Below are 21461 nucleotides of genomic sequence, written 5' to 3'. Positions count from 1 at the left end.
GTCGACCGGAGACTCAAGCCTCGGCATAGGGCCGGTGCCAGTAGTACTTCGGCACCCGGTCGATGCGGACGTGCAGCCAGGCGACACCGGCACCGGCGGTGCTCAGCCACAGCGGACGATCCGACAGGCTGCGCAGCACGGTGTCGGCGACGCAGCGCCACAGCGCATCCACCTGCGATCGCGGTGCGTCGCGCAGGAACGCCGCCAGGTGGACATAGCTTTCGTCGCGGGCGATCCCGCGCGGAACCACGAGTTCGGACGTTCGCCCGAGATTGGGCACCGACAGCACGTCCGCATCACCTCCCCGGAAATACGAAGCGAACGCCTGCGGCTCCGGCCTGCGCTGCAGGAGAGGATCGTCGATCAGCACACATTCGAACGGACGCGACTGCGTGCCGACCGACAGGGCCGGGGTTTCCCAGCGGAACGCGGCGGGCGCGTCCTCCAGCAGCATCGACGTGAACCATTCACGGAAGTCAGCGGAATCGGCAAGCAGGCGCAGCACGGCGGCGAACGTCATCGGACCCGATGCGTCCGCCACGGTGCGACGGGTTGCACGGCCGCTCGGCAAGGTTTCGCAGGCACTGGTCCAGAACGTCATGTCGAGCCCTACAGGAACGGCTTCCGATCATAGCGGCCATGTCGCAGCCCCTGAGACCCGCCCCCGGAACACTGGATCCGTCATCCACCGGAGCGTCGCCATGTCCCATGTCATGCCAGCCACTGCCCCTGACCAACCGTCCCTGATCGAACAGAGCCTGCTCGGCGCCGTCGCGCTGGGCCTGGTGGCGATGCTGTCGCTGCCGGCGACGCGCAGCACCAACGAGACCCTGGGCTGGCTGCCGTTCTGGCTGCTCGCCCTGCCGCTCTCCGCATGGGTGGTGGCCCGCCTGCTGCGGCTGCGCGAGCAACGCACGCTGGCTGCGGCGCGGCGGCCAATGGCGAGCGTGCATGCGCTGCACGACGTACGCCCGCGTACCGTGGTGGTGCGGGACCTGCGCCGCGCTGCATGACCGCTGTGCGCGGTCTGCGGGCGTGACCTCCGGCAGCGGCCCGGGGGCGCGGGCTGTGCTAGCGTGACGGCCCCTGCCGTCCCTGATCACCGGTACCCCGCATGCCCAAGCTTTCGCATGTCTGCCTCGCCGTCGGCCTCGCCCTCGGCTGCGCGCCATCCCTGGTCGCCTTCGCCGCGACGCCCGCCTCCAAGCCCGCCCCCGCCATGTCCAACGACGCCACGCCCGCCGACCCCTATCTCTGGCTCGAAGGCGTGGAGGATCCCAAGGCGCTGGAATGGGTGCGCGAACGCAACGCCAAGGCCGAAGCCGAGATCGCCGGCACGCCCGAGTTCCAGAAGCTCGAAGCCGACCTGCGCGCGATCCTCGATTCGACCGATCGCATCCCGGGCGTGACCAAGATCGGCGACTACTACTACAACTTCTGGCGCGACAAGACGAACCCACGCGGCCTGTGGCGCCGCACGACGCTGGACGAATACCGCAAGCCCGCGCCCAAGTGGGAGACCGTGATCGACCTCGATGCGCTGAACGCCGCCGAAGGTCGCGCCGAGAACGAGAAGTGGGTCTGGCACGGCGCCGAATGCCTCAAGCCCAAGTACGAGCGCTGCCTGATCGCGCTGTCGCGCGGCGGCGCCGACGCCGATGTGACCCGCGAGTTCGACCTCGAAACCAAGACCTGGGTGGAGGACGGCTTCTTCCGTCCGGAAGCCAAGGGCGGCCTGCAGTGGGTCGATCGCGACACGGTCTACGTCTATACCGACTTCGGCGACGGCTCCCTCACCTCGTCCGGGTATCCGCGCGTGGTCAAGGAATGGAAGCGCGGCACGCCGATGGCCTCTGCCAAGGTCGTGTACGAAGGCAAGCCGACCGACATGTACATCGCGGCCTACCACGACCTGACCCCGGGCTACGAGCGCAGCTTCGTCAGCCGCACGCTGGCGTTCTACAACGACGAACTCTACCTGCGCGGCAAGGACGGCAAGCTGGTCAAGCTCGACGTGCCGAACACCGCCAACAAGTCCGTGCACAACCAGTGGCTGACCCTGGAACTGCGCGAAGCCTGGAAGCTCAAGGACCGCGAATACGCCGCCGGCTCTCTGCTGGTCATCGACTTCGACAAGTTCATGGCCGGCAACCGCGAGTTCGACGTGGTGTTCACGCCGGACGAACACACCTCGCTGTCCGCGTTCACGTGGACCAAGCAGCACCTCGTGATCACCCTGCTCAGCGACGTGAAGAGCAAGATCCGCGTGCTCACCCCGCTGGGCGAAGGCGGCTGGAAGCAGAGCCTGCTCGACGGCGTGCCCGCCGTGGGCACGACCAGCGTCAGCGCAGTGGATCCCGACGGCAACGACCTGCTGTGGATGACCACCACAGACTACCTCACGCCGACCACGCTGCTGCTGGTCGATGTCGGCCAGACGCCGGAGAAGCTGAAGTCGATGCCCGCCTTCTTCGACGCCGAAGGCCTGGTCACCGAACAGCAGTTCGCGACCTCGAAGGACGGCACGAAGGTTCCGTACTTCATCGTGCGCCGCAAGGACCTGGCCTTCGACAGCAAGGCACCGACCCTGCTCTATGGCTACGGCGGCTTCGAGGTCTCGCTGACCCCCGGCTACAGCGCCACCGTCGGCCGCGCCTGGCTGCAGCAGGGCGGCGTGTACGTGCTCGCCAACATCCGTGGCGGCGGTGAATACGGCCCGCGCTGGCACCAGGCCGCGCTCAAGGCCAACCGCCACAAGGCCTACGAGGATTTCGCCGCCGTGGCCGAAGACCTGTTCGCGCGCAAGATCACCTCGCCCAAGCATCTCGGCGCGCAGGGCGGCAGCAACGGCGGCCTGCTGATGGGCAACATGATCGTGCAGTACCCGCAGCTGTTCGGTGCCGTCGTCTGCCAGGTGCCGCTGCTCGACATGAAGCGCTACAGCAAGCTGCTCGCCGGCGCGTCGTGGATGGCCGAGTACGGCGATCCGGACACCAAGGACTGGGAGTTCATCCAGCACTTCTCGCCGTACCACCTGCTCAAGGACGACGCCAAGTACCCGCCGGTGCTGTTCACCACCTCCACGCGCGACGACCGCGTCCACCCCGGCCACGCCCGCAAGATGATGGCGAAGATGGAAGCGATGAACGCCGACGTCCGCTACTACGAGAACATCGAAGGCGGCCATGGCGGCGCCTCGAACAACCAGCAGGCCGCGCACATGGCCGCGCTCGCCTACACGTTCCTGTGGCAGAAGCTGAAGTAACCGCGCGATCTCATTGCAACGCAACACCAGCAGGGCGGCCTCCGGGCCGCCCTGTTGCGTTTGGGCAGGCCGTCCGCACACGATGTCATCGCCGCCTCGCCCGGACTCCGCCATGCGCCTCGACCCGCACCGCCTGACGCTCTGGCTCGCATTGTTCGCGACGGGCGCCACGTACCTCGCGCTGTCGCCGTCGTACCGACAGGCCGTGCCTGCGATCAAGGACAAGCCTTGGATCGGATTGCCGGACAGCGGGATGGATGCCAGCGAGATGCCGATTCGCGAACTCTTCAACCCGGACTACCATCCCGGCCGCCAGGGCGATGCCTTCCTCGAACTTGCCTGGACCTGCGGCGGAATTCGCGACGCCCATGATCCCCGCTTTCCGGAACGCTACATCGCACATGTCTCCGACAGCGCATGGGGTCCTCATCACGACATCCTCATCGATGTCGACAAGGGCCAGCTCCTCTTCTCGATCCGCAGCGCCGACCATCCACCCGCACCGTCAAGCCCTGACACGAACGCGCCCGAGACGGTCACGATGCGTCCGGTGGTGTCTGTACTGATGTCCAGAGCGCAGGCGGAGCCGATTCGCCAGACCTGGAATAGCGACGTGCTCTGGCATGCGCCGCAGAAGGAAGACCTCTGCAACGACGGCGCAAGAATCAGGCTCGAAGCCTGCATCCACGGCCGGTATGCCATTCGAAGCCGGACTTGCGACAGCGATGCACAGCAAGCCGCCGATACCCTGCGCTCTGCATTCAAGGCTCTGCTGCCCACTCCAGAACCTGTTCACCAACGACCGGCACCGGCGACCAGTTCATAGGGTGCGCGACAGCGCACCGGCTTTTCATCGCACGACGCGAAGCGGTGCGCTGTCGCGCACCCAATGGCACATCTCGTGACTCAGAACCCCCCGCCCGCATCCAGCCACGCCAATTCCTCCGGGGTGCTGTCGCGGGCGAGGGCGCGGTTGCGGTGCGGGAAGCGGCCGAAGCGGCGGATCACGTCGCGATGCGCTTCGGCGTACTTGAGATAGTTCGCGTCGCCCATGGCTTGGCACAGCACGACGCAGCGGTCCTGGTCAGCGAGGTCTTCCGAGTGTTCGAGCGGCAGGTAGACGAACACGCGCAGCGCGGGATCGACCTGCGTGTCGAAACCCGCGTCGATCGCGCGGCGCGCGTAGGCGAGCGCGAGCGGATCGGTGGCGAAGGCATGCGCGCTGTCGCGGAAGACGTTGCGCGGTACCTGGTCGAGCAGCAGGATCAGTGCCAGCGCGCCGTCTGGCGTATCGAGCAGGTGCTCGCGCTCGCGACGCGCGGCGGCGAAGTGTTCGTCGAGGAAGCGTGCACGCAGTTCGGCGTCGAAGGCGGTGTCCTTCGCGAACCATTTCGATGGGCCGGCGTCGCGCCAGAAGGCGAGGATGTCGTGGTTGACAGTCATGGATGAATGCCTTGCAAAGAAGAAAAGCATGTCGACTTTGTAGGAGGGCCTTCAGGCCCGAGCACTTTCCTGAAGACATTCCACGTCGTTCGAAGAGCTCGGGCCTGGTGTTCAACAGCCGCATGGCTGGTCAGGCCCTCCTACGCAAGACAACTGTCCCCTTGACGTTATCCGCGACGCTTACTCATCGAACCGCAGATGCCGCACCGACTTGCCGTGCCGGCGGATCAGGCGCAGGGCCTCGATGCCGACCTGGATGTGGCGTTCGACGAATTCGGCGCTGACCTTGGCGTCGCTGGCTTCGGTCTTCACGCCTTCGGGGATCATCGGCTGGTCGCTGACCAGCAGCAGCGCGCCGCAGGGGATGCGGTTGGCGAAGCCGGCGGCGAAGACGGTGGCGGTTTCCATGTCGATGGCCATGCAGCGCATCGCGCGCAGGCGTTCCTTGAATGCCTCGTCGTGTTCCCAGACGCGGCGGTTGGTGGTGTAGACGGTGCCGGTCCAGTAGTCGTGGCCGAGGTCGCGGATCATCGTCGAGACGGCGCGCTGCAGGGCGAAGGCGGGCAGGGCCGGGACTTCGGGCAGCAGGTAGTCGTTGCTGGTGCCTTCGCCGCGGATCGCGGCAATGGGCAGGACGAGGTCGCCGAGCTGGTTCTTGCGCTTCAGGCCGCCGCACTTGCCGAGGAAGAGCACCGACTTCGGCATGATCGCGGACAGGAGGTCCATCATCGTCGCGGCGTTGGGGCTGCCCATGCCGAAGTTGATCATGGTGATGCCGTCGGCGGTGGCGCTGGGCATGGGTCGGTCGGTGCCGACGATCGGGGCGCCGGTCATGCGCGAGAAGTGGCCGAGGTAGCCGCCGAAGTTGGTCAGGAGGATGTGTTCGCCGAACTGGTCCAGGGGCACGCCGGTGTAGCGGGGCAGCCAGTTCTCGACGATCTGTTCTTTCTCTTTCATTGCGGGGAGTTCTCCGTCGTTGTCGTTGTTATGGGGCCATTCTGGCATGCGGCGGATGGGCGATTGCTCCAATCCGTCCCTGCGCCAGCGGGTTCCCGGCGTTGCGGGCTTTGGCGGGAGACCGCCAGCGCGCCGGCAAGCTGTCGACTGCGTTCCGGGAATGCCCCGACCCTGCCGAAGGTCATGGTTGGCAGCCCGTCCGGGGCGGTCTACGGTGGCGAAGTTTTCCCGGGGAGACTCGCCATGCACCGCTCTTTCGTGGTCGCGCTCGCCGCGACCGTCCTGACTGCGCCCGTCGCGGCGCCGGCCGCCGCCGCCGATGCGGCGTCCGCCAAGCCGGTCTCGCGCTTCGCGCAGGATCCGTACGCCAGCACCTACCGCCCCGTCGCATCGCCTGCGGTCTTGATCCGCGACGCCACCGTGCTGACCGGCACCGGCACCCGCCTGGACGACGCCGACGTGCTGATGCGCGACGGCCGCATCGTCGCTGTGGGCCGCGACCTAGATGCCCCCGCCGACGCCGTGCAGGTCGACGGTCGCGGCAAGTGGGTGACGCCGGGCCTCATCGACGTGCATTCGCACCTGGGCGTGTATCCCTCGCCGGGCGCCAGCGCACATTCCGACGGCAACGAGGCCACCGCGCCGACCACGCCGAACGTGTGGGCCGAGCATTCGGTGTGGCCGCAGGATCCGGGCTTCGCCACGGCGCTGGCCGGCGGCGTGACCGCGATGCAGGTGCTGCCGGGTTCGGCGAACCTGATCGGCGGTCGCGGCGTGACCCTGAAGAACGTGCCGGCGACGACCTACCAGTCGATGAAGTTCCCGGGCGCGCCCTGGGGCCTGAAGATGGCCTGCGGCGAGAACCCCAAGCGCGTCTACGGCCAGCGCGGCGGTCCGTCCACGCGCATGGGCAACGTCGCCGGCTACCGCGCAGCGTTCATCGACGCCAGCGAATACCTGAAGAAGAACAAGCCCAGGCCGGCCAGCAGCGCGAAGCGGCGCTGGTGGCAGAGCAGCACCGACGGCAAGGACAGCAACAACGACAGCGGCGGCAAGCGCGACCTGAAGATGGACACGCTGGCCGGCGCGATCAACGGCGACATCCTGGTGCACATCCACTGCTACCGCGCAGACGAGATGACCACCATGATCGACCTGGCCAAGGAATTCGGCTTCAAGATCAGCGCCTTCCACCACGGCGTGGAGGCGTACAAGCTCGCCGACCGCCTGGGCCAGGAAAACATCTGCGGCGCGCTGTGGGCCGACTGGTGGGGCTTCAAGATGGAAGCCTTCGACGGCATCCAGGAGAACATCGCCCTGGTCGACCGCGCCCGCAACGGCTGCGCGATCGTGCATTCCGATTCCGACGAAGGCATCCAGCGCCTGAACCAGGAAGCGGCGAAGGTGATCGCCAACGCACAGCGCGTGGGCATCGACATCCCGCCCGAGCGCGCGGTGCGCTGGATCACCGCCAACCCGGCGAAATCGATGGGCATCCTCGACCAGACCGGCACGCTGGAAGCCGGCAAGATGGCCGACGTGGTGCTGTGGAACGGCAACCCGTTCAGCGTGTACGCCAAGGCCGAGCAGGTCTATGTCGACGGCGCGCGCCTGTACGACCGCAACGATGCCTCGCGCCAGCCGGTGTCCGATTTCATGCTCGGCCAGGGCATCGAAGGAGGTGTGAAGTGAATCGCACGAACAATCGCACGCAGAACCGCACCCATCGCGGTGTCCGCCTCGCCGCGCTGGCCGCCGCGCTGGCCCTGCTCACGGGCAACGCCTTCGCCCAGAACGTGCTGATCCGCAACGCTACCGTGCACACGGCCAGTGCGCAGGGCACGCTGAAGAACACCGACGTGCTGGTTCGCGACGGCACCATCGCCGCGATCGGTACCGGCCTGCCGGCCGGCAGCGCCACGGTGGTCGATGCCGGGGGCAAGCCGCTGACGCCGGCCATGTTCGGCGGCGTCAGCGCGATTGGTCTCGACGAAGTCTCGTCCGAAGACCCGACCAACGACCAGTCGCTGGCGCTGGGCCAGGGCAAGCAGATGGTGGTCCGCCCCGAGTTCGACGTGACCCTGGCCTACAACCCCGCTTCGGTGCTCGTGCCGATCGCGCGCGTCGAAGGCATCGGCTTCACCCTGCTCGGCGCCGACACCGCCAACGGCGGTTCGATCATCGCCGGCCAGGGCGCCGTGGTCCGCCTGGACGGCAGCGCCGACCCGGCGGGTCCGAAACTGCTGTTCATCCAGCTGGGCAGCGATGGCGCCGGCCTCAGCGGCGGCACCCGCGCCAGCCAGTGGATGCTGCTCGACCAGTTCATCGACGAAGTACGCGGGCGCATCCCGACCAACGCGCCGATGGCGATGCTGACGCCAGCTGGCCGCGCCACCCTGGCGCGCTTCATCGACGGCGGTGGCCGGGTGATGGTCGGCGTGCATCGCGCCGCCGACATCCGCCAGCTGCTGCGCTGGTCGCAGCGCCACAACGTGCGCATCGCGATCCAGGGCGGCGACGAAGCCTGGAAGCTCGCACCGCAGCTGGCCGCCGCGAAGGTGCCGGTGTTCCTCGATCCGCTGTCGAACCTGCCGCGCAGCTTCGACCAGCTCGGCGCCACGCTGGAGAACGCCGCGCGCCTGCGCAATGCCGGCGTGCAGGTCGCGTTCTCGCAGTCGGACAAGGCCTCGCACAACGCGCGCAAGATCCGCCAGCTGGCCGGGAATGCAGTGGCCAACGGCCTGAGCTGGGAAGACGGCCTGGCCGGCCTGACCCGCGTGCCGGCGGAAACGCTGGGCGTGGGCGACCGGCTCGGCACGATCGCGGTCGGCAAGCGCGCCGACCTCGTGCTGTGGACCGGCGATCCGCTGGACGTCAGCAGCACGGCGCGGCAGGTGTGGTTCGACGGCCGCGCGATCCCGATGCGCAGCCGCCAGACGGAACTGCGCGACCGCTACCTGCGCGCCGCCGGCACCCTGCCGAGGGCCTATCCCGCCGACGCCAATTGAACGAACGGCACGCGAACGGCGCCGAATGACCCACGGGCGCCGACGGACACGGGTAAGCTGGTGCCATGACACGCATCGCCTTCCCGTTCGCGGCGCTCTCCCTCGCGATCTGCGGCGGCCTCGCAACGAGCGCCGCCGCCTCTGCCGGCTACGGCCTGCAGCCTCCTGGCAGTTTCCACAGCGGCGAAGCCGTTGCCCGTTCCGGCGAGCGCTGGCTCGCCCTGCGCGGGCAGGACGACGACACGGCATTGGTCTCGGTCCAGGTCGCCGTCAAGCGCGTCCACGATCCGCTGGTCGACGCCGAAGGCCAGGCCACCGGCGAAGCGGTGTCGGCGATCCGAGCGGACGACGCGATCATGCTGCTGCGCGGTGCAGGCCTGCGCGCTGGCGCGGTGAGCCGCGCCAGCGTCGCCGAGCAGGCCTCGGAACACGGCCTGCCCGCATATCGAATCGCCCTGGACACGCGCGAGTACCGCATCGCGACGAGCTGCGTCATCGAAGACCGCAACGCCACGGCCTCGCCCACCCAAGCCGCCGCCTACGCCTGCACCATCGACCTGATCGATGGCGAACGCAGGCAATCGCTGATGTCGATCGCTGCGTACCGGGAAAGCCCGGATGCGCGTCTGCTCTTCGCCGGCGACGCGTCACCGCACCTGATCTTCGCCGGCGATCTCGACCGCGACGGCCGCGTCGATCTGATCCTCGACACGACCGACCACTACAACCTCAGCCGGCCGACGCTGTTCCTCTCCGGCGCCGCCGGCAAGGGCGAACTGCTCCACGCCGTCGCCACCCACGCCGCCACCGGCTGCTGATCCCGCCCAACGACATCGCCATGCACGCAGACACCTCCGCAAGCACGCCCACCGAACAAGCCAATCGCTGGTACTTCGATTTCATCTCGCCCTTCGCCTACCTGCAGTGGCCGAAAGTGCGCGCGCTGATGGCCGAGCACGCCATCGTGCCGGTCCCGATCCTGCTCGCCGCCGTGCTCGACGCACGCGGGCAGAAGGGTCCCGCCGAAATCCCGAGCAAGCGCGAATTCACCTATCGCCACGCGCTGTTCCAGGCACGCGAAGCCGGCGTGCCGCTGCGCTTCCCGCCGACCCATCCGTTCAATCCGCTGCCCGCATTGCGTTTGTGCATTGCAGCAGGCGCCAGCGTCGCCGCGATCGACGCGCTGTTCGACTGGATCTGGGTGCAGGGCCGCGCCGCGGACAGCGCCCAGGCCCTGGAACCCGTGCGCGAATCGCTGGGATTGCCGCCCGGCGTGGCCGACAGCGCCGAGGTGAAGGCGATGTTGCGCACCTGCACCGAAGTCGCGCTGACCGAGGACGTGTTCGGTGTGCCAACGCTCGCACTTGGCAAACGCCTGTTCTGGGGGAATGATGCTCATGCGTTCGCGGTTGCGGTCCTGCGCGACCCGGCCCTGTGGGACGAGGCCGAAATGCGCCGGGTCGCCGATTTGCCCGTCGGTGTGCAGCGCGCCTGAACAGGGGCTGGCCGTTCCATGCCGAAGGTGACGTACGACGGAGTACGGTAGCTGCTACCATCGCGCCCCCTTACGGAACCCGCCATCATGCGTATAGGTCTGGTGATCGATTCGGTCTGCGATCTTCCCAGGAGCTATATCGAACGGAATCACATCGAGATACTTCCCATCACCGTCCAGATCGGCGACGCGATCCGCGCCGATCATCGCGACGAGAAACAGACGCTGGACTTCCTGCATTCGCACGTCGCAGAACGCGGCGCGGAAGCGGAAACCATGCCGTTCAGCGTGCAGGACATCCACGACCTGTTCCTGAAGAAACTGGTCCTCGACTACGACCACGTCTTCTGCCTGACGGTCACCAAGAGCCGCAGCCAGGTCTACGAGAACGCGATGCAGGCCAGCTACGCGATCCTCAACGACTACAAGCCGATCCGCGCCGCCGCCGGGCTGACCGCGCCGTTCGCGCTGCGCGTCATGGACACGCAGAACCTGTTCGCCGCGCAGGGCGTGACCGCGGTGGAAGCGGTGCGCATGATCGAGGCCGGGGAGGGCGTCGCCAAGATCCGCGCCCGTCTCGACAACCTCGCGATCAACACGCACGGCTACATGGTCCCGCGCGACCTCATGTACCTGCGCACACAGACCAGGCTGCGCGGCGACAAGAGCGTCAGCCTGTTCAGCGCCACGCTGGGCTCGGCGCTCGACATCAAGCCGGTGCTGTACTGCAACCGCGGCGAGACCAGGCCGGTCGCCAAGATCCGCACCTTCGAAGCCGCCTGCCGTCGCCTGTTCGACCACGCCAGCGAGCGCGTGCGTGTCGGCCTGATGACGAAGACGATGTGCCTGAGCTTCGGCGGCGAGCTGGAGGAGATGCGCCTGCTGCCCGGTTACCAGTCGCTCATCGACACCTGCCGCGAGCATGGCGTCGAAGTGTTCGAGAGCGTGATGAGCCTCACCGGCATGATCAAGGTCGGCAAGGGCTCGCTGGCGATGGGCTTCGCCTCCGATCCGCACGACTTCAAGGACTGAACGCGAACGCCGCCTGCCCCGGGCAGCGGCGTTTTCGCAACGGTCTCAGCCACCGACGGCATCGCCGAGCATGAAGATCGGCAGATACAGGCCGATCACCACCAGCGGTACGAGCACTACCGGCAGGCCGACGCCGACCAGCAGGGCCACCAGCCCGCGGCGGTTCGGTTGGCCCGGCACCGCCGGCGTCAGCCACCACGCCAGCAGCACCAGCACCGGCAGGCCGAACAGCAGCCAGCGGCCGGCGAGCAACGCCCGCGTGAGCCACGGCAGGTCCGCGCCGAAGTTGCGGTAGACCTCGTCGAACTGCGGCACGACCAGATTGACCACGATCGCGGCGACCAGCGCGCAGAGCGTTCCGAAGGCGAGCAGCGCGTGTTGTGCGGTCATGGCGTTTTCCGTCGTGGCGACGCCGCATGATCGCATTCCGCATCGCACGGCGACATTCCCGGCAGGCGACCGCCCTCCAGAACGACGACACCCGCCTTGCGGCGGGTGTCGTGCGTGTTGCGCGTGTTGCTGGCGGATCAGGCTTTAGCCGTGTCCGACTTGTCGCCGAAGCGACGCATCATCCACACCTGCTGAACCATGCCCAGCGCGCCGTTGGTGACCCAGTACAGCACCAGGCCCGCCGGGAAGAAGGCGAACATCACGCCGAAGATCAGCGGCATGAACTGGAACATGCGCTGCTGGATCGGATCCACGCCGACCATCGGCGTCAGCTTCTGCGTGTACCACATCACCGCCATGTTGAGGATCGGCAGGATGAAGAACGGATCGCGCGCAGTGAGGTCCTGGATCCACAGCATCCACGGCGCCTGGCGCAGCTCGACCGATTCGATCAGCACCCAGTACAGCGCCAGGAACACCGGCATCTGGATCAGGATCGGCAGGCAGCCGCCGGCCGGATTGATCTTTTCCTTCTTGTACAGCTCCAGCATCGCGGTCTGGAACTTCTGCTTGTCGTCGCCGTAGCGTTCCTTCAGCTGCTGGATGCGCGGCTGGAACTTGCGCATCTTCGCCATCGACTTGTACTGCGCGGCCGACAGCGGATACAGCGCGAGCTTGATCAGCAGTACGAGGAGCACGATCGCCCAGCCCCAGTTGTGCGTGACCTTGTGCAGCTGCGCGAGCAGCCAGTGGATCGGCTCGGCGAGCACGGTGAAGATGCCGTAGTCGAGCGTGCGCTCGAAGCCCGGCGCCTGCTGCGCCAGCTGGTCCGGCAGCTTCGGGCCGATCCACAGCTTGGCTTCGGTGCTGGCCTGGGTATTCGGCGCGACCGTGAACTGAGGGCCGGTGGCGCTGATGCCGAACAGCGACTGCGCGCCATCGGCACTGAGCGCATAGTTCGCCTTCTGGTCGGCCTGCGGGATCCAGCCGGTGAAGAAGTAGTGCTGCAGCAGCGCGATCCAGCCGCCCTCGACGTTCGTGCCCTTCTCGATCGGATCGACCTTGTCGCCATCCATGAAGTCGTCGTACGGACGCTTCTGGTACTTCTCTTCGGGCGTGTACCAGGCACCGCCGCTGAACGCGAAGGTTTCCGGGTTGAACATGCTGCGGTGATAGTCGTGCGGCACGCGCGACAGATAGCGATAGACGTGGCCGGTCCACGGCGTGGTGCCGCGGTTGACGATCTCGTCGCGGACCTTCAGCGCGTACTGGCCCCGGGCCAGCGTGTAGGTGCGGCGGATGGTCACGCCGCCGGCGCCGTTCCACACGAAACGTGCGCTCACGTCCTTCGCGCCATCGGCGAGCGCGAGCGTGGTCGCGCTGTCCTCGGGCACGAAGCCACCGTTGTGGTTCGGCGCGCCCTGGCCGCTCACCCAGCCACTCTGCGCGACGTAGAAATTCTTCGGATCCTCGTCGAACAGGCGCACCAGCGGCGCATCCTCGGCGCGGCTGGTGCGGTAATTCAGCAGTTCCGCACGACGCACGCTGGCGCCGTCGACGACGAGGCGCAGCACGTCGTTGCTCAGGGTGATGCGCACCTGCGGCTGCGCGCCGGCGACGGCCGTCGGCATCGCAGACGTCTGGCCCGGTGCGGCAGGCACGGTCGCAGTCGGCACCGGCGCGGCGGTCGGCACCGGCATGCCCTGCGGCTGGGCGGTCGGCTGCGCAGCGACGACGGGCTGCGGCTGCTTCTCCTCGGTCCATTTCATCCACAGGATGGTCGCGACCATCAGCCAGGCGAGGATCAGGAAAGTACGCAATTGGGTCATGGCACGGCCGGAGTCGTCGCACCGCCGGAGGGCGATGCTGGGGGTGATGAAGGAGAAGCGGGCGGCATTGTGCCGTCCGGTATCGATGGGGGCAACGCGACCCGGCGCAAGGCATGCCGGAAGGCACTGGTGATCTCGGCACCGCTCGCACGCGCGGCACCGGCGCGGGCGACGACGACGAAGTCGCCGCCGGGCAGGGCATGGCGTTCGCGGCGGAAGTGATCGCGCAGGACGCGCTTGATGCGATTGCGGACCACGGCGCGCTTGTCGACCTTGCGTGACACCGCGAGGCCCAGGCGGGCAGGGTGGTCGGCGGGGAGGTGATGCAGGGCGAACAGGGCGTTCGCGGCGGCGCGGCGGCCTCGGGTGAACACGGCGTCGAATTCCGGACGCGCGCGTACCCGCGCTGAGCGCGGGTATCGGGCGGTGACGCCTGGGGGCTTGCCGGCAGTCATGCCGGTCGGATCGTCGTTGCCGGGGCGCATTGTCAGCACGTCACGCCCGGGATCCGGTCAGCGGACCGGATGCGGCAGATCGACGATCAGGCGCAGAGGCGCTTGCGGCCCTTCGCGCGACGACGGGACAGGACCTTGCGGCCATCGGCGGTCTTCATGCGGGCACGGAAGCCGTGATCGCGCTTGCGCTTGAGGTTGCTGGGTTGGTAGGTGCGCTTGGTGGCCATGATCGGGCTCGAAAGTGCTTGAAAAAGGTGAGGTGGTAGCCCGGTGGGCGCGCAGCACGCGCAGCCTGGGCCGCAAGAACCGGTAATTATGGGGTCCGGGGGCGGCCGGGTCAAATGGCCGCGTCGCAGCGGGTGAGATGGTGATGCGGCAGGCCCCCTCGGGATGGTAGTCTGGCCGACTTACCCACCGGTTACCCACAGCCCTGCGCACGGGTGCCGCGTCGCGACGACGGCCCCGAGGCCACGCGAACGCGGACATCGCGCGTTCCGGGCACGGACGACCCGTTCCCGCGATTGGCTCCGGCCGATCGCCTCACACCTAGCTGCGACCCGCGAATCACTGATGGATGCCTGGCCCCGCTGTCTCGAACGTCTCGAAGCCGAACTGCCGCTCGAGGAAGTCCAGACCTGGTTGAAACCCCTGCAGGCGCGCCAGCGCGACGACGGGATGGTGCTCTACGCACCGAACGCCTTCGTCCGCGACGCCGTGCAGGAACGCTACCTGCCGCGCATCAGCGAGCTGATGGATTACTTCGCGGGCAGCGCCACGGTGACGCTGGAAGTCGGCTCGGCGCCGCGCCAGGCGCCCGCACCGCCCACGCCCACCCAGCTGCATGCCGCGCAGCGCGTGCAGTCCGGCGAATCCGGCGCGTCGTTCGCCGGCAATCTCGACAACCACTACACCTTCGACAACTTCGTCGAGGGCCGCAGCAACCAGCTCGGCCGCGCCGCCGCCTGGCAGGCCGCGCAGAAGCCGGGCGACCGCGCCCACAACCCCTTGCTGCTGTACGGGGGCACCGGCCTGGGCAAGACCCACCTGATGTTCGCCGCCGGCAACGAGATGCGCCGGCAGAACCCCGGCATGCGCGTGATGTACCTGCGCAGCGAGCAGTTCTTCAGCGCGATGATGAAGGCGCTGCAGGACAAGACCATGGACGCGTTCAAACGCCAGTTCCACCAGGTGGACGCGCTGCTGATCGACGACATCCAGTTCTTCGCCGGCAAGGACCGCACCCAGGAAGAGTTCTTCCACACCTTCAACGCGCTGTTCGACAGCCGCCAGCAGATCATCCTCACCTGCGACCGCTATCCGCGAGAGGTGGAGGGCCTGGAGCCACGCCTGAAATCGCGGCTTGCCTGGGGCCTGTCGGTGGCGATCGAGCCGCCGGACTTCGAGACCCGCGCCCAGATCGTGCTCAGCAAGGCGCGCGAACGCGGCGTCGTACTGCCCGAGGATGTCGCCTACCTGCTCGCCAAGAAGATGCGCAGCAACGTGCGCGACCTCGAAGGCGCGCTCAACACGCTGGCGGCGCGCGCTAACTTCACCGGCAAGGCGATCACGCCCGAGTTCGCCCAGGAAACCCTGCGCGACCTGCTGCGCGCCCAGCAGCAGGCGATCGGCATCGCCAACATCCAGAAGGCCGTGGCCGACTACTACGGCCTGCAGATCAAGGACCTGCTCTCCAAGCGCCGCACGCGATCGCTGGCGCGCCCGCGCCAGGTCGCGATGGCCCTGGCCAAGGAGCTGACCGAACACAGCCTGCCCGAGATCGGCGACGCCTTCGCCGGTCGTGACCACACCACCGTGCTGCACGCCTGCCGGCAGATCCGCACGCTCACCGAGAGCGACGGCAAGCTGCGCGAGGACTGGGACAAGCTGATCCGCAAGCTCAGCGAGTGAAGACAGCGTCCAAGGTGTTGTCGCGACAGGCGAAAAGTGTGGATATCCACACCCGCATTTCGTAAGTTGCGCAAGGGATGGAGACAAGTTGTGGATAAAAACGAGGCCGCCGGAGCGGCGCCCGCTTATCCACAGACCATCCCCACGACGCGACCCAGGTTATACAGACGTTCGGATGCATCGAAAAACGTGCGAAAACAGCGACTTGAATGCGTTTCCCACCGTTTTTCGCGCTACCATCACCACCATCTTTTAAGATTTTCCATCTTTTAGAAGCATGAAGCGGCGCAAGGCCGCCGACTCACGAGGGGAACCCAATCCGATGCGTTTCAGTCTTCAACGCGAAGTGCTCCTGAAGCCGCTGGCGCAGGTGGTGAATGTCGTCGAACGCCGACAGACGCTTCCGGTGCTGGCCAACCTGCTGGCCCGGGTCGATGGCGATCTGCTGTCCCTGACCGGAACCGATCTCGAAGTCGAGATGGTCGCGCGCACCAGGGTCGAGGACGCCGAACCCGGCGAAACCACGATCCCCGCGCGCAAGCTGTTCGAGATCGTGCGTGCGCTGCCCGACGGCAGCCGAGTCACGATCAGCCAGTCCGGCGACAAGATCACGGTCCAGGCAGGTCGCAGCCGTTTCACGCTGGCTAGCCTCCCGGCGAATGATTTCCCCGCCCTCGATGAAGTCGATGCGACCGAGCGCGTGAAAGTCGCCGAAGCCGGGCTGAAGGAGCTGATCGAACGCACCGCGTTCGCGATGGCCCAGCAGGACGTGCGCTACTACCTCAACGGCCTGCTGTTCGATCTGCGCGACAAGGCGCTGCGCTGTGTGGCCACCGACGGCCATCGTCTTGCGCTCTGCGAAGCGGTGCTCGAAGAAGCCGTGCAGACCAAGCGCCAGATCATCGTGCCGCGCAAGGGTGTGCTCGAACTGCAGCGGCTGCTCGAAGGCGGCGACCGCGAGCTCGAACTGGAGATGGGACGCAGCCATATCCGCGTGAAGCGCGACGACGTGACCTTCACCAGCAAGCTGATCGACGGCCGTTTCCCGGATTACGAAGCAGTGATTCCGATCGGCGCCGATCGCGAAGTGCGGATCGACCGCGAAGCCCTCCGCGCTTCGCTGCAGCGCGCGGCGATCCTCTCGAACGAGAAGTACCGCGGCGTTCGCATCGAAGTGTCGCCAGGCCAGATCAAGATCAACGCACACAACCCGGAACAGGAAGAAGCACAGGAAGAAGTCGAAGCGGACACCAAGGTCGACAGCTTGGTCATTGGCTTCAACGTGAACTACCTGCTCGATGCCCTGTCGGCCCTGCGCGAGGAGCAGATCATCCTGCAGCTGCGCGATGCCAACTCTTCCGCCCTGGTCCGGGAGTCCAGCAGCGACAAGTGCAGGCACGTGGTCATGCCCCTCCGTCTCTGACCTGTCTGGCTTGTTCCACGTGGAACACATCAGCGTTTCAATGGGTCGCCCGGGGATTCCCGGGCGATTTCATTTGAGCAGGATTGTCAGCTCGGTCCCGTTCGCAGGAGAGCCGTCATGCATGTGACGCGCCTGCGTGTGGGATCGGTCCGGCGTGTCCAGGTTGCCGAGCTGCTGCCGGCGCCCGGGATCAACCTCATCACCGGGGACAATGGTGCGGGCAAGACCAGCCTGCTCGAAGCCCTGCACCTCCTCGCCTATGGCCGCAGTTTCCGGGGGCGCGTGCGCGACGGGCTGATCCGGACCGGTGACGAAGCCGTCGAAGTCTTCGCCGAATGGCAGGAACAGTCGCCGCTACGCCTCCGCAAGGCCGGCCTGCGTCATCTGGGCCAGCGCTGGGAGGGCAGGCTCGACGGCGAATCCGTCACCCAGCTCGGCGAACTCTGTGCCGCCCTAGCCGTCGTGACCTTCGAACCCGGGAGCCATGCCCTCGTGACCGGCGGTGGCGAACCCCGGCGTCGTTTGATCGACTGGGGGTTGTTCCACGTGGAACAAGCGGAAGGCGGGCATGAGTTTCTGCGCCTGTGGCGCCGCTATGCCCGTGCCCTGAAACAACGCAACCAGTTGCTCAAAGCCAGGATCCGGGATGGCCAGCTGGATGCCTGGGACCATGAGCTTGCTGAGGCAGGCGAGCCGCTGACCCGCTATCGCCAGCGCTATGTCGAGCAGCTGGAACCCGAGCTGCAGGCGGTCGCCGACGAATTGATCCCGTCGCTGGGCCGACCGGTCCTCGGTTTCCAGCCTGGCTGGTCCCGCGACCAGCTGCCGCTTGCCGATGCCCTGCTGGTCGCGCGCGATCGCGACCTGACCTATGGCTACACCTCGGTGGGCCCGCACCGTGCCGACTGGCGCATCGATTACCCGGCGTTACCCGGGCGTGAAGCCCTGTCGCGCGGGCAGGCCAAGCTCACCGCGCTGTCGATCCTGCTCGCCCAGGCCGCGCACCATGCGCATACCGCCGGTGAATGGCCGGTCGTGGCCCTGGACGATCTTGCCTCGGAGCTGGATCGCAACCATCAGTGCAGGGTCCTGCAGCGATTGGTGTCTTCGGGGGCGCAGGTGTTCATCACCGGCACCGAGGCGCCATCGGCATTGCAAGGTCTCGATATCCGCCCGCGCGTGTTCCACGTGGAACGTGGTGTCGTGTTGCCCCGGGACGTCGCCTGAGCGCTGAACTGCCAAACATTTCGACCAACCCGGCGCTCCGGCGCGGGCAGGGGCGCACTGTTATACTTTTCGATCGAATTCCCAACGCGACCCCGCTGCCGCCTGCGCCATGCGCAAGCGGGTCCGGCACGATCGCACCAGCACCAGAACGAAGCGAATGACCGACGAAACCCAGCCGTCCTCCGGTGCCAACAACACCTACGATTCCAGCAAGATCACCGTCCTGCGCGGTCTCGAGGCCGTCCGCAAGCGTCCCGGCATGTACATCGGCGACGTCCACGACGGCACCGGCCTGCACCACATGGTGTTCGAGGTGGTCGACAACTCGGTGGACGAGGCCCTGGCCGGTCACGCGGACGACATCATCGTCACCCTCCACGAGGACGGCTCCTGCTCGGTGTCGGACAACGGTCGCGGCATCCCGGTCGACATCCACAAGGAGGAGGGCGTCTCCGCTGCCGAAGTGATCCTCACCGTGCTCCACGCTGGCGGCAAGTTCGACGACAACAGCTACAAGGTCTCCGGCGGCCTGCACGGCGTGGGCGTCTCGGTGGTGAATGCGCTGTCCGAGAAGCTCTGGCTGGAGATCTGGCGCGACGGCCACCACTACGCGCAGGAATACGCGCTCGGCGAGCCGCAGTACCCGCTGAAGCAGCTGGAACCCTCGACCAAGCGCGGCACCAGCCTGCGCTTCCTGCCGTCGGTGGAGATCTTCACCGACGTGGTGTTCCACTACGACATCCTCGCCAAGCGCCTGCGCGAACTGTCCTTCCTTAATTCGGGCGTGAAGATCACCCTGCAGGACCTGCGCCCCGACGAGCGCGGCGAGACCCGCAAGGACGTCTTCCAGTACGAGGGCGGCATCCGCTCCTTCGTCGAGCACCTGGCCCAGCTCAAGACCCCGTTGCACCAGAACGTGATTTCGGTGAGCGGCGAGCAGAACGGCATCACCGTCGACGTCGCCCTGCAGTGGACCGACGCCTACCAGGAAACGATGTTCTGCTTCACCAACAACATCCCGCAGAAGGACGGCGGCACGCACCTCGCCGGCTTCCGTGCTGCGCTGACCCGCACGCTGAGCAACTACATCGAGCAGAGCGGCATCGGCAAGCAGGCCAAGATCGCCTTCTCCGGCGACGACATGCGCGAAGGTCTGATCGCGGTGCTGTCGGTGAAGGTGCCGGACCCCAGCTTTTCCTCGCAGACCAAGGAAAAACTGGTCAGTTCGGAGGTGAAGCCGGTCGTTGAAAGCACGTTCGGTGCACGTTTGGAGGAGTTCCTCCAGGAACACCCCGCCGAAGCCCGCGCGATCTGCGAAAAGGTGGTCGACGCCGCCCGTGCGCGCGAGGCCGCGCGCAAGGCGCGCGAGCTGACCCGCCGCAAGGGCGCGCTCGACATCGCCGGCCTGCCCGGCAAGCTCGCTGACTGCCAGGAAAAGGATCCGGCGCTGTCCGAACTGTTCATCGTCGAGGGCGACTCGGCGGGTGGCTCCGCGAAGCAGGGCCGCAATCGCCGCAACCAGGCGGTGCTGCCGCTGCGCGGCAAGATCCTCAACGTGGAGCGTGCGCGCTTCGACCGCATGCTGTCGTCCGCGGAAGTCGGCACGCTGATCACCGCGCTCGGCACCGGCATCGGCAAGGACGAATACAACCCGGACAAGCTGCGCTACCACCGCATCATCATCATGACCGACGCCGACGTCGACGGCTCGCACATCCGCACGCTGCTGCTGACGTTCTTCTACCGGCAGATGCCCGAGCTGATCGAGCGCGGCCACATCTACATCGGCCTGCCGCCGCTGTACAAGATCAAGCAGGGCAGGAACGAGCTGTACCTCAAGGACGACGCGGCGCTGGACCAGTACCTGGCGAACAACGCCGTGGAAAACGCGTCCCTGGTGCCCGCCGACGGCGAACCCGCGATCGAGGGCGCGAACCTGGAACGCCTGCTGCTGGCCTACGCAGGTGCGCGCGACGCCATCGCGCGCAACGCCTATCGCTACGATGCCTCGCTGCTCGAAGCGCTGATCGATTTCACGCCGCTGGACGCTACCGCGCTCGTGCGTCTCGTCGACGATCGCAGCGAACTCGACGCGCTCGAAGCGCGGCTCAACCGCACCGGCCTCGGCCGCCCGCGCTTCCGCGTCTCCGTGCAGGCTGGCGGCGAACAGCAGGCGGCCGCCTTGCTCGTCACGCGCACGCACATGGGCGAATCACAGGTGCAGGTGCTCGGTCTGTCCAGCTTCGAACACGGCGAATTGCGTCCGCTGCGCGATGCCGCCGCGCTGCTGCACGGCCTGCTGCGCGATGGCGCGAAGATCGTGCGCGGCAACCGCGAGGAGCCGGTGTCCAGCTTCGCCCAGGCGCACGAATGGCTGCTGGAGGAAGCGAAGAAGGGCCGCCAGATCCAGCGCTTCAAGGGCCTCGGCGAAATGAACCCGGAACAGCTGTGGGAAACCACCGTGAACCCCGATACGCGCCGCCTGCTGCAGGTGCGCATCGAGGACGCGGTGGCTGCCGACCAGATCTTCTCCACGCTGATGGGCGACGTGGTGGAACCGCGCCGCGAATTCATCGAAGACAACGCTCTGAAGGTCGCCAACCTCGACGTGTGATCGAGGCGGCGAGGCCCGCCTGGAAGCCCTGTGCATGCGCGACTGCGCGCAGGGCTTTTCCATACGGATGCGAATGTCGAGAAATCCTGCAAGTTCGTGAATTCCGACGGGAACCGGACATGCAGGACGCGGTTTCCCGAGGCGCATCACGGAACGACGCCGGGAGTCGCAAAAAACGTCGAGATCCCTTTCCCGAGTGTGGCGGGCTGCGCATAATCGACCGCCGTCAAGCGAAGAAGGTCATGGTCTTGACGAAACTTTAATGCCCGACCGACTACAACATGTCCCCCCACCGCGCCGAGCCGTACCGCATGTCCTCCAGCAACACGACGCCTTTCCTGCGCGCGTTCGCGGCGGTCATGACCTGCGCCCGGGAACACCCCGACCCCGATGTGCGATGCCGCGCGTTGACGCG

At 67.0% G+C, this 21461-nt stretch carries 19 protein-coding genes; 12 read left to right on the top strand and 7 right to left on the bottom strand.

Annotated features, from left to right (window positions below; all coding sequences use genetic code 11):
* Window positions 1-13 precede the first annotated feature (13 nt).
* On the bottom strand, window positions 14-520 hold the full coding sequence (locus ACFQ0E_RS04145) for a DUF6940 family protein (RefSeq protein WP_386822423.1): 507 nt from the start codon (window positions 518-520) through the stop codon (window positions 14-16).
* 181 nt (window positions 521-701) lie between these two features.
* Here ACFQ0E_RS04145 and ACFQ0E_RS04140 point away from each other — a divergent pair, with 181 nt between their 5' ends.
* From ACFQ0E_RS04140 to ACFQ0E_RS04130, 3 genes are all read left to right on the top strand, one after another.
* Window positions 702-1013 (top strand): hypothetical protein, encoded by a 312-nt coding sequence (locus ACFQ0E_RS04140; protein WP_386822422.1) that lies wholly within the window; start codon window positions 702-704, stop codon window positions 1011-1013.
* Window positions 1014-1114: 101 nt separating this feature from the next.
* Complete coding sequence (locus ACFQ0E_RS04135; protein ID WP_386822421.1) at window positions 1115-3265, top strand: prolyl oligopeptidase family serine peptidase; 2151 nt, start codon at window positions 1115-1117, stop codon at window positions 3263-3265.
* A gap of 112 nt (window positions 3266-3377) precedes the next feature.
* Complete coding sequence (locus ACFQ0E_RS04130) at window positions 3378-4091, top strand: hypothetical protein (RefSeq protein ID WP_386822420.1); 714 nt, start codon at window positions 3378-3380, stop codon at window positions 4089-4091.
* 80 nt (window positions 4092-4171) lie between these two features.
* Here the strand turns inward: ACFQ0E_RS04130 and ACFQ0E_RS04125 are convergent, their stop codons facing one another.
* Both ACFQ0E_RS04125 and ACFQ0E_RS04120 read right to left on the bottom strand, forming a co-directional pair.
* Complete coding sequence (locus ACFQ0E_RS04125) at window positions 4172-4708, bottom strand: DUF924 family protein (protein ID WP_386822419.1); 537 nt, start codon at window positions 4706-4708, stop codon at window positions 4172-4174.
* Between the two features lie 180 nt (window positions 4709-4888).
* Window positions 4889-5665, bottom strand: a complete 777-nt coding sequence (locus ACFQ0E_RS04120) for an AMP nucleosidase (protein ID WP_386822418.1) — start codon at window positions 5663-5665, stop codon at window positions 4889-4891.
* 243 nt (window positions 5666-5908) lie between these two features.
* On the opposite strand from ACFQ0E_RS04120, the gene ACFQ0E_RS04115 reads away from it, so the two are divergent.
* The 5 genes from ACFQ0E_RS04115 (at window position 5909) to ACFQ0E_RS04095 (ending at window position 11200) form a co-directional block, all read left to right on the top strand.
* On the top strand, window positions 5909-7357 hold the full coding sequence (locus tag ACFQ0E_RS04115) for an amidohydrolase (protein ID WP_386822417.1): 1449 nt from the start codon (window positions 5909-5911) through the stop codon (window positions 7355-7357).
* The gene (locus ACFQ0E_RS04110; protein ID WP_386822416.1) at window positions 7354-8673 is read left to right on the top strand and encodes an amidohydrolase family protein; all 1320 of its coding nucleotides are present in this window, start codon (window positions 7354-7356) and stop codon (window positions 8671-8673) included. Before ACFQ0E_RS04115 ends, ACFQ0E_RS04110 begins: the two co-directional genes overlap by 4 nt.
* Window positions 8674-8738: 65 nt before the next feature.
* Complete coding sequence (locus ACFQ0E_RS04105; RefSeq protein WP_386822415.1) at window positions 8739-9491, top strand: hypothetical protein; 753 nt, start codon at window positions 8739-8741, stop codon at window positions 9489-9491.
* A gap of 20 nt (window positions 9492-9511) precedes the next feature.
* Window positions 9512-10168, top strand: a complete 657-nt coding sequence (locus ACFQ0E_RS04100) for a 2-hydroxychromene-2-carboxylate isomerase (RefSeq protein ID WP_386822414.1) — start codon at window positions 9512-9514, stop codon at window positions 10166-10168.
* An 87-nt stretch (window positions 10169-10255) separates the two neighbouring features.
* Window positions 10256-11200: a DegV family protein gene (locus ACFQ0E_RS04095; RefSeq protein WP_386822413.1), complete on the top strand. Its 945-nt coding sequence runs from the start codon at window positions 10256-10258 to the stop codon at window positions 11198-11200.
* A 45-nt stretch (window positions 11201-11245) separates the two neighbouring features.
* On the opposite strand, the gene ACFQ0E_RS04090 is transcribed toward ACFQ0E_RS04095, so the two are convergent.
* The 4 genes from ACFQ0E_RS04090 to rpmH form a co-directional block, all read right to left on the bottom strand.
* A complete protein-coding gene (locus ACFQ0E_RS04090) occupies window positions 11246-11590 on the bottom strand; it encodes a hypothetical protein (RefSeq protein WP_386822412.1) in 345 nt (114 codons plus the stop codon).
* A gap of 137 nt (window positions 11591-11727) precedes the next feature.
* Window positions 11728-13419 (bottom strand): membrane protein insertase YidC, encoded by a 1692-nt coding sequence (yidC, locus tag ACFQ0E_RS04085; RefSeq protein ID WP_386822411.1) that lies wholly within the window; start codon window positions 13417-13419, stop codon window positions 11728-11730.
* Entirely contained in the window at window positions 13416-13874 is a 459-nt protein-coding gene (rnpA, locus tag ACFQ0E_RS04080; protein ID WP_386824019.1) for a ribonuclease P protein component, read from the bottom strand. Before rnpA ends, yidC begins: the two co-directional genes overlap by 4 nt.
* An 86-nt stretch (window positions 13875-13960) precedes the next feature.
* A complete protein-coding gene (gene rpmH, locus ACFQ0E_RS04075; protein WP_137852594.1) occupies window positions 13961-14101 on the bottom strand; it encodes a 50S ribosomal protein L34 in 141 nt (46 codons plus the stop codon).
* Window positions 14102-14444: 343 nt separating this feature from the next.
* On the opposite strand from rpmH, the gene dnaA reads away from it, so the two are divergent.
* The 4 genes from dnaA (at window position 14445) to gyrB (ending at window position 21046) form a co-directional block, all read left to right on the top strand.
* Window positions 14445-15782, top strand: coding sequence for a chromosomal replication initiator protein DnaA (dnaA, locus tag ACFQ0E_RS04070; RefSeq protein WP_386822410.1), 1338 nt, complete (start codon window positions 14445-14447; stop codon window positions 15780-15782).
* Window positions 15783-16104: 322 nt separating this feature from the next.
* Entirely contained in the window at window positions 16105-17205 is a 1101-nt protein-coding gene (gene dnaN / locus ACFQ0E_RS04065; RefSeq protein WP_386822409.1) for a DNA polymerase III subunit beta, read from the top strand.
* 117 nt (window positions 17206-17322) lie between these two features.
* Window positions 17323-18432 (top strand): DNA replication/repair protein RecF, encoded by a 1110-nt coding sequence (gene recF, locus ACFQ0E_RS04060; protein WP_386822408.1) that lies wholly within the window; start codon window positions 17323-17325, stop codon window positions 18430-18432.
* Between the two features lie 157 nt (window positions 18433-18589).
* Complete coding sequence (gyrB, locus tag ACFQ0E_RS04055) at window positions 18590-21046, top strand: DNA topoisomerase (ATP-hydrolyzing) subunit B (RefSeq protein ID WP_386822407.1); 2457 nt, start codon at window positions 18590-18592, stop codon at window positions 21044-21046.
* Window positions 21047-21461: the final 415 nt, after the last annotated feature.

The organism is Lysobacter brunescens (assembly GCF_042677005.1).
Taxonomy (GTDB): Bacteria; Pseudomonadota; Gammaproteobacteria; order Xanthomonadales; family Xanthomonadaceae; genus Lysobacter_I; species Lysobacter_I brunescens.
This window is presented reverse-complemented; position numbering and strand designations above follow the sequence as displayed.

What these genes read in the sequence shown, in the direction of transcription:
- ACFQ0E_RS04090 (WP_386822412.1), bottom strand. Translation starts at nt 11,590, where the DNA reads ATGACCGCACAACACGCGCTGCTCGCCTTCGGAACGCTCTGCGCGCTG.
- ACFQ0E_RS04145 (WP_386822423.1), bottom strand. Translation starts at nt 520, where the DNA reads ATGACGTTCGCCGCCGTGCTGCGCCTGCTTGCCGATTCCGCTGACTTC.
- dnaN (WP_386822409.1), top strand. Translation starts at nt 16,105, where the DNA reads ATGCGTTTCAGTCTTCAACGCGAAGTGCTCCTGAAGCCGCTGGCGCAG.
- rnpA (WP_386824019.1), bottom strand. Translation starts at nt 13,874, where the DNA reads ATGACTGCCGGCAAGCCCCCAGGCGTCACCGCCCGATACCCGCGCTCA.
- ACFQ0E_RS04135 (WP_386822421.1), top strand. Translation starts at nt 1,115, where the DNA reads ATGCCCAAGCTTTCGCATGTCTGCCTCGCCGTCGGCCTCGCCCTCGGC.
- ACFQ0E_RS04100 (WP_386822414.1), top strand. Translation starts at nt 9,512, where the DNA reads ATGCACGCAGACACCTCCGCAAGCACGCCCACCGAACAAGCCAATCGC.
- ACFQ0E_RS04130 (WP_386822420.1), top strand. Translation starts at nt 3,378, where the DNA reads ATGCGCCTCGACCCGCACCGCCTGACGCTCTGGCTCGCATTGTTCGCG.
- gyrB (WP_386822407.1), top strand. Translation starts at nt 18,590, where the DNA reads ATGACCGACGAAACCCAGCCGTCCTCCGGTGCCAACAACACCTACGAT.
- ACFQ0E_RS04095 (WP_386822413.1), top strand. Translation starts at nt 10,256, where the DNA reads ATGCGTATAGGTCTGGTGATCGATTCGGTCTGCGATCTTCCCAGGAGC.
- recF (WP_386822408.1), top strand. Translation starts at nt 17,323, where the DNA reads ATGCATGTGACGCGCCTGCGTGTGGGATCGGTCCGGCGTGTCCAGGTT.
- ACFQ0E_RS04140 (WP_386822422.1), top strand. Translation starts at nt 702, where the DNA reads ATGTCCCATGTCATGCCAGCCACTGCCCCTGACCAACCGTCCCTGATC.
- rpmH (WP_137852594.1), bottom strand. Translation starts at nt 14,101, where the DNA reads ATGGCCACCAAGCGCACCTACCAACCCAGCAACCTCAAGCGCAAGCGC.
- yidC (WP_386822411.1), bottom strand. Translation starts at nt 13,419, where the DNA reads ATGACCCAATTGCGTACTTTCCTGATCCTCGCCTGGCTGATGGTCGCG.
- dnaA (WP_386822410.1), top strand. Translation starts at nt 14,445, where the DNA reads ATGGATGCCTGGCCCCGCTGTCTCGAACGTCTCGAAGCCGAACTGCCG.
- ACFQ0E_RS04120 (WP_386822418.1), bottom strand. Translation starts at nt 5,665, where the DNA reads ATGAAAGAGAAAGAACAGATCGTCGAGAACTGGCTGCCCCGCTACACC.
- ACFQ0E_RS04125 (WP_386822419.1), bottom strand. Translation starts at nt 4,708, where the DNA reads ATGACTGTCAACCACGACATCCTCGCCTTCTGGCGCGACGCCGGCCCA.
- ACFQ0E_RS04115 (WP_386822417.1), top strand. Translation starts at nt 5,909, where the DNA reads ATGCACCGCTCTTTCGTGGTCGCGCTCGCCGCGACCGTCCTGACTGCG.
- ACFQ0E_RS04105 (WP_386822415.1), top strand. Translation starts at nt 8,739, where the DNA reads ATGACACGCATCGCCTTCCCGTTCGCGGCGCTCTCCCTCGCGATCTGC.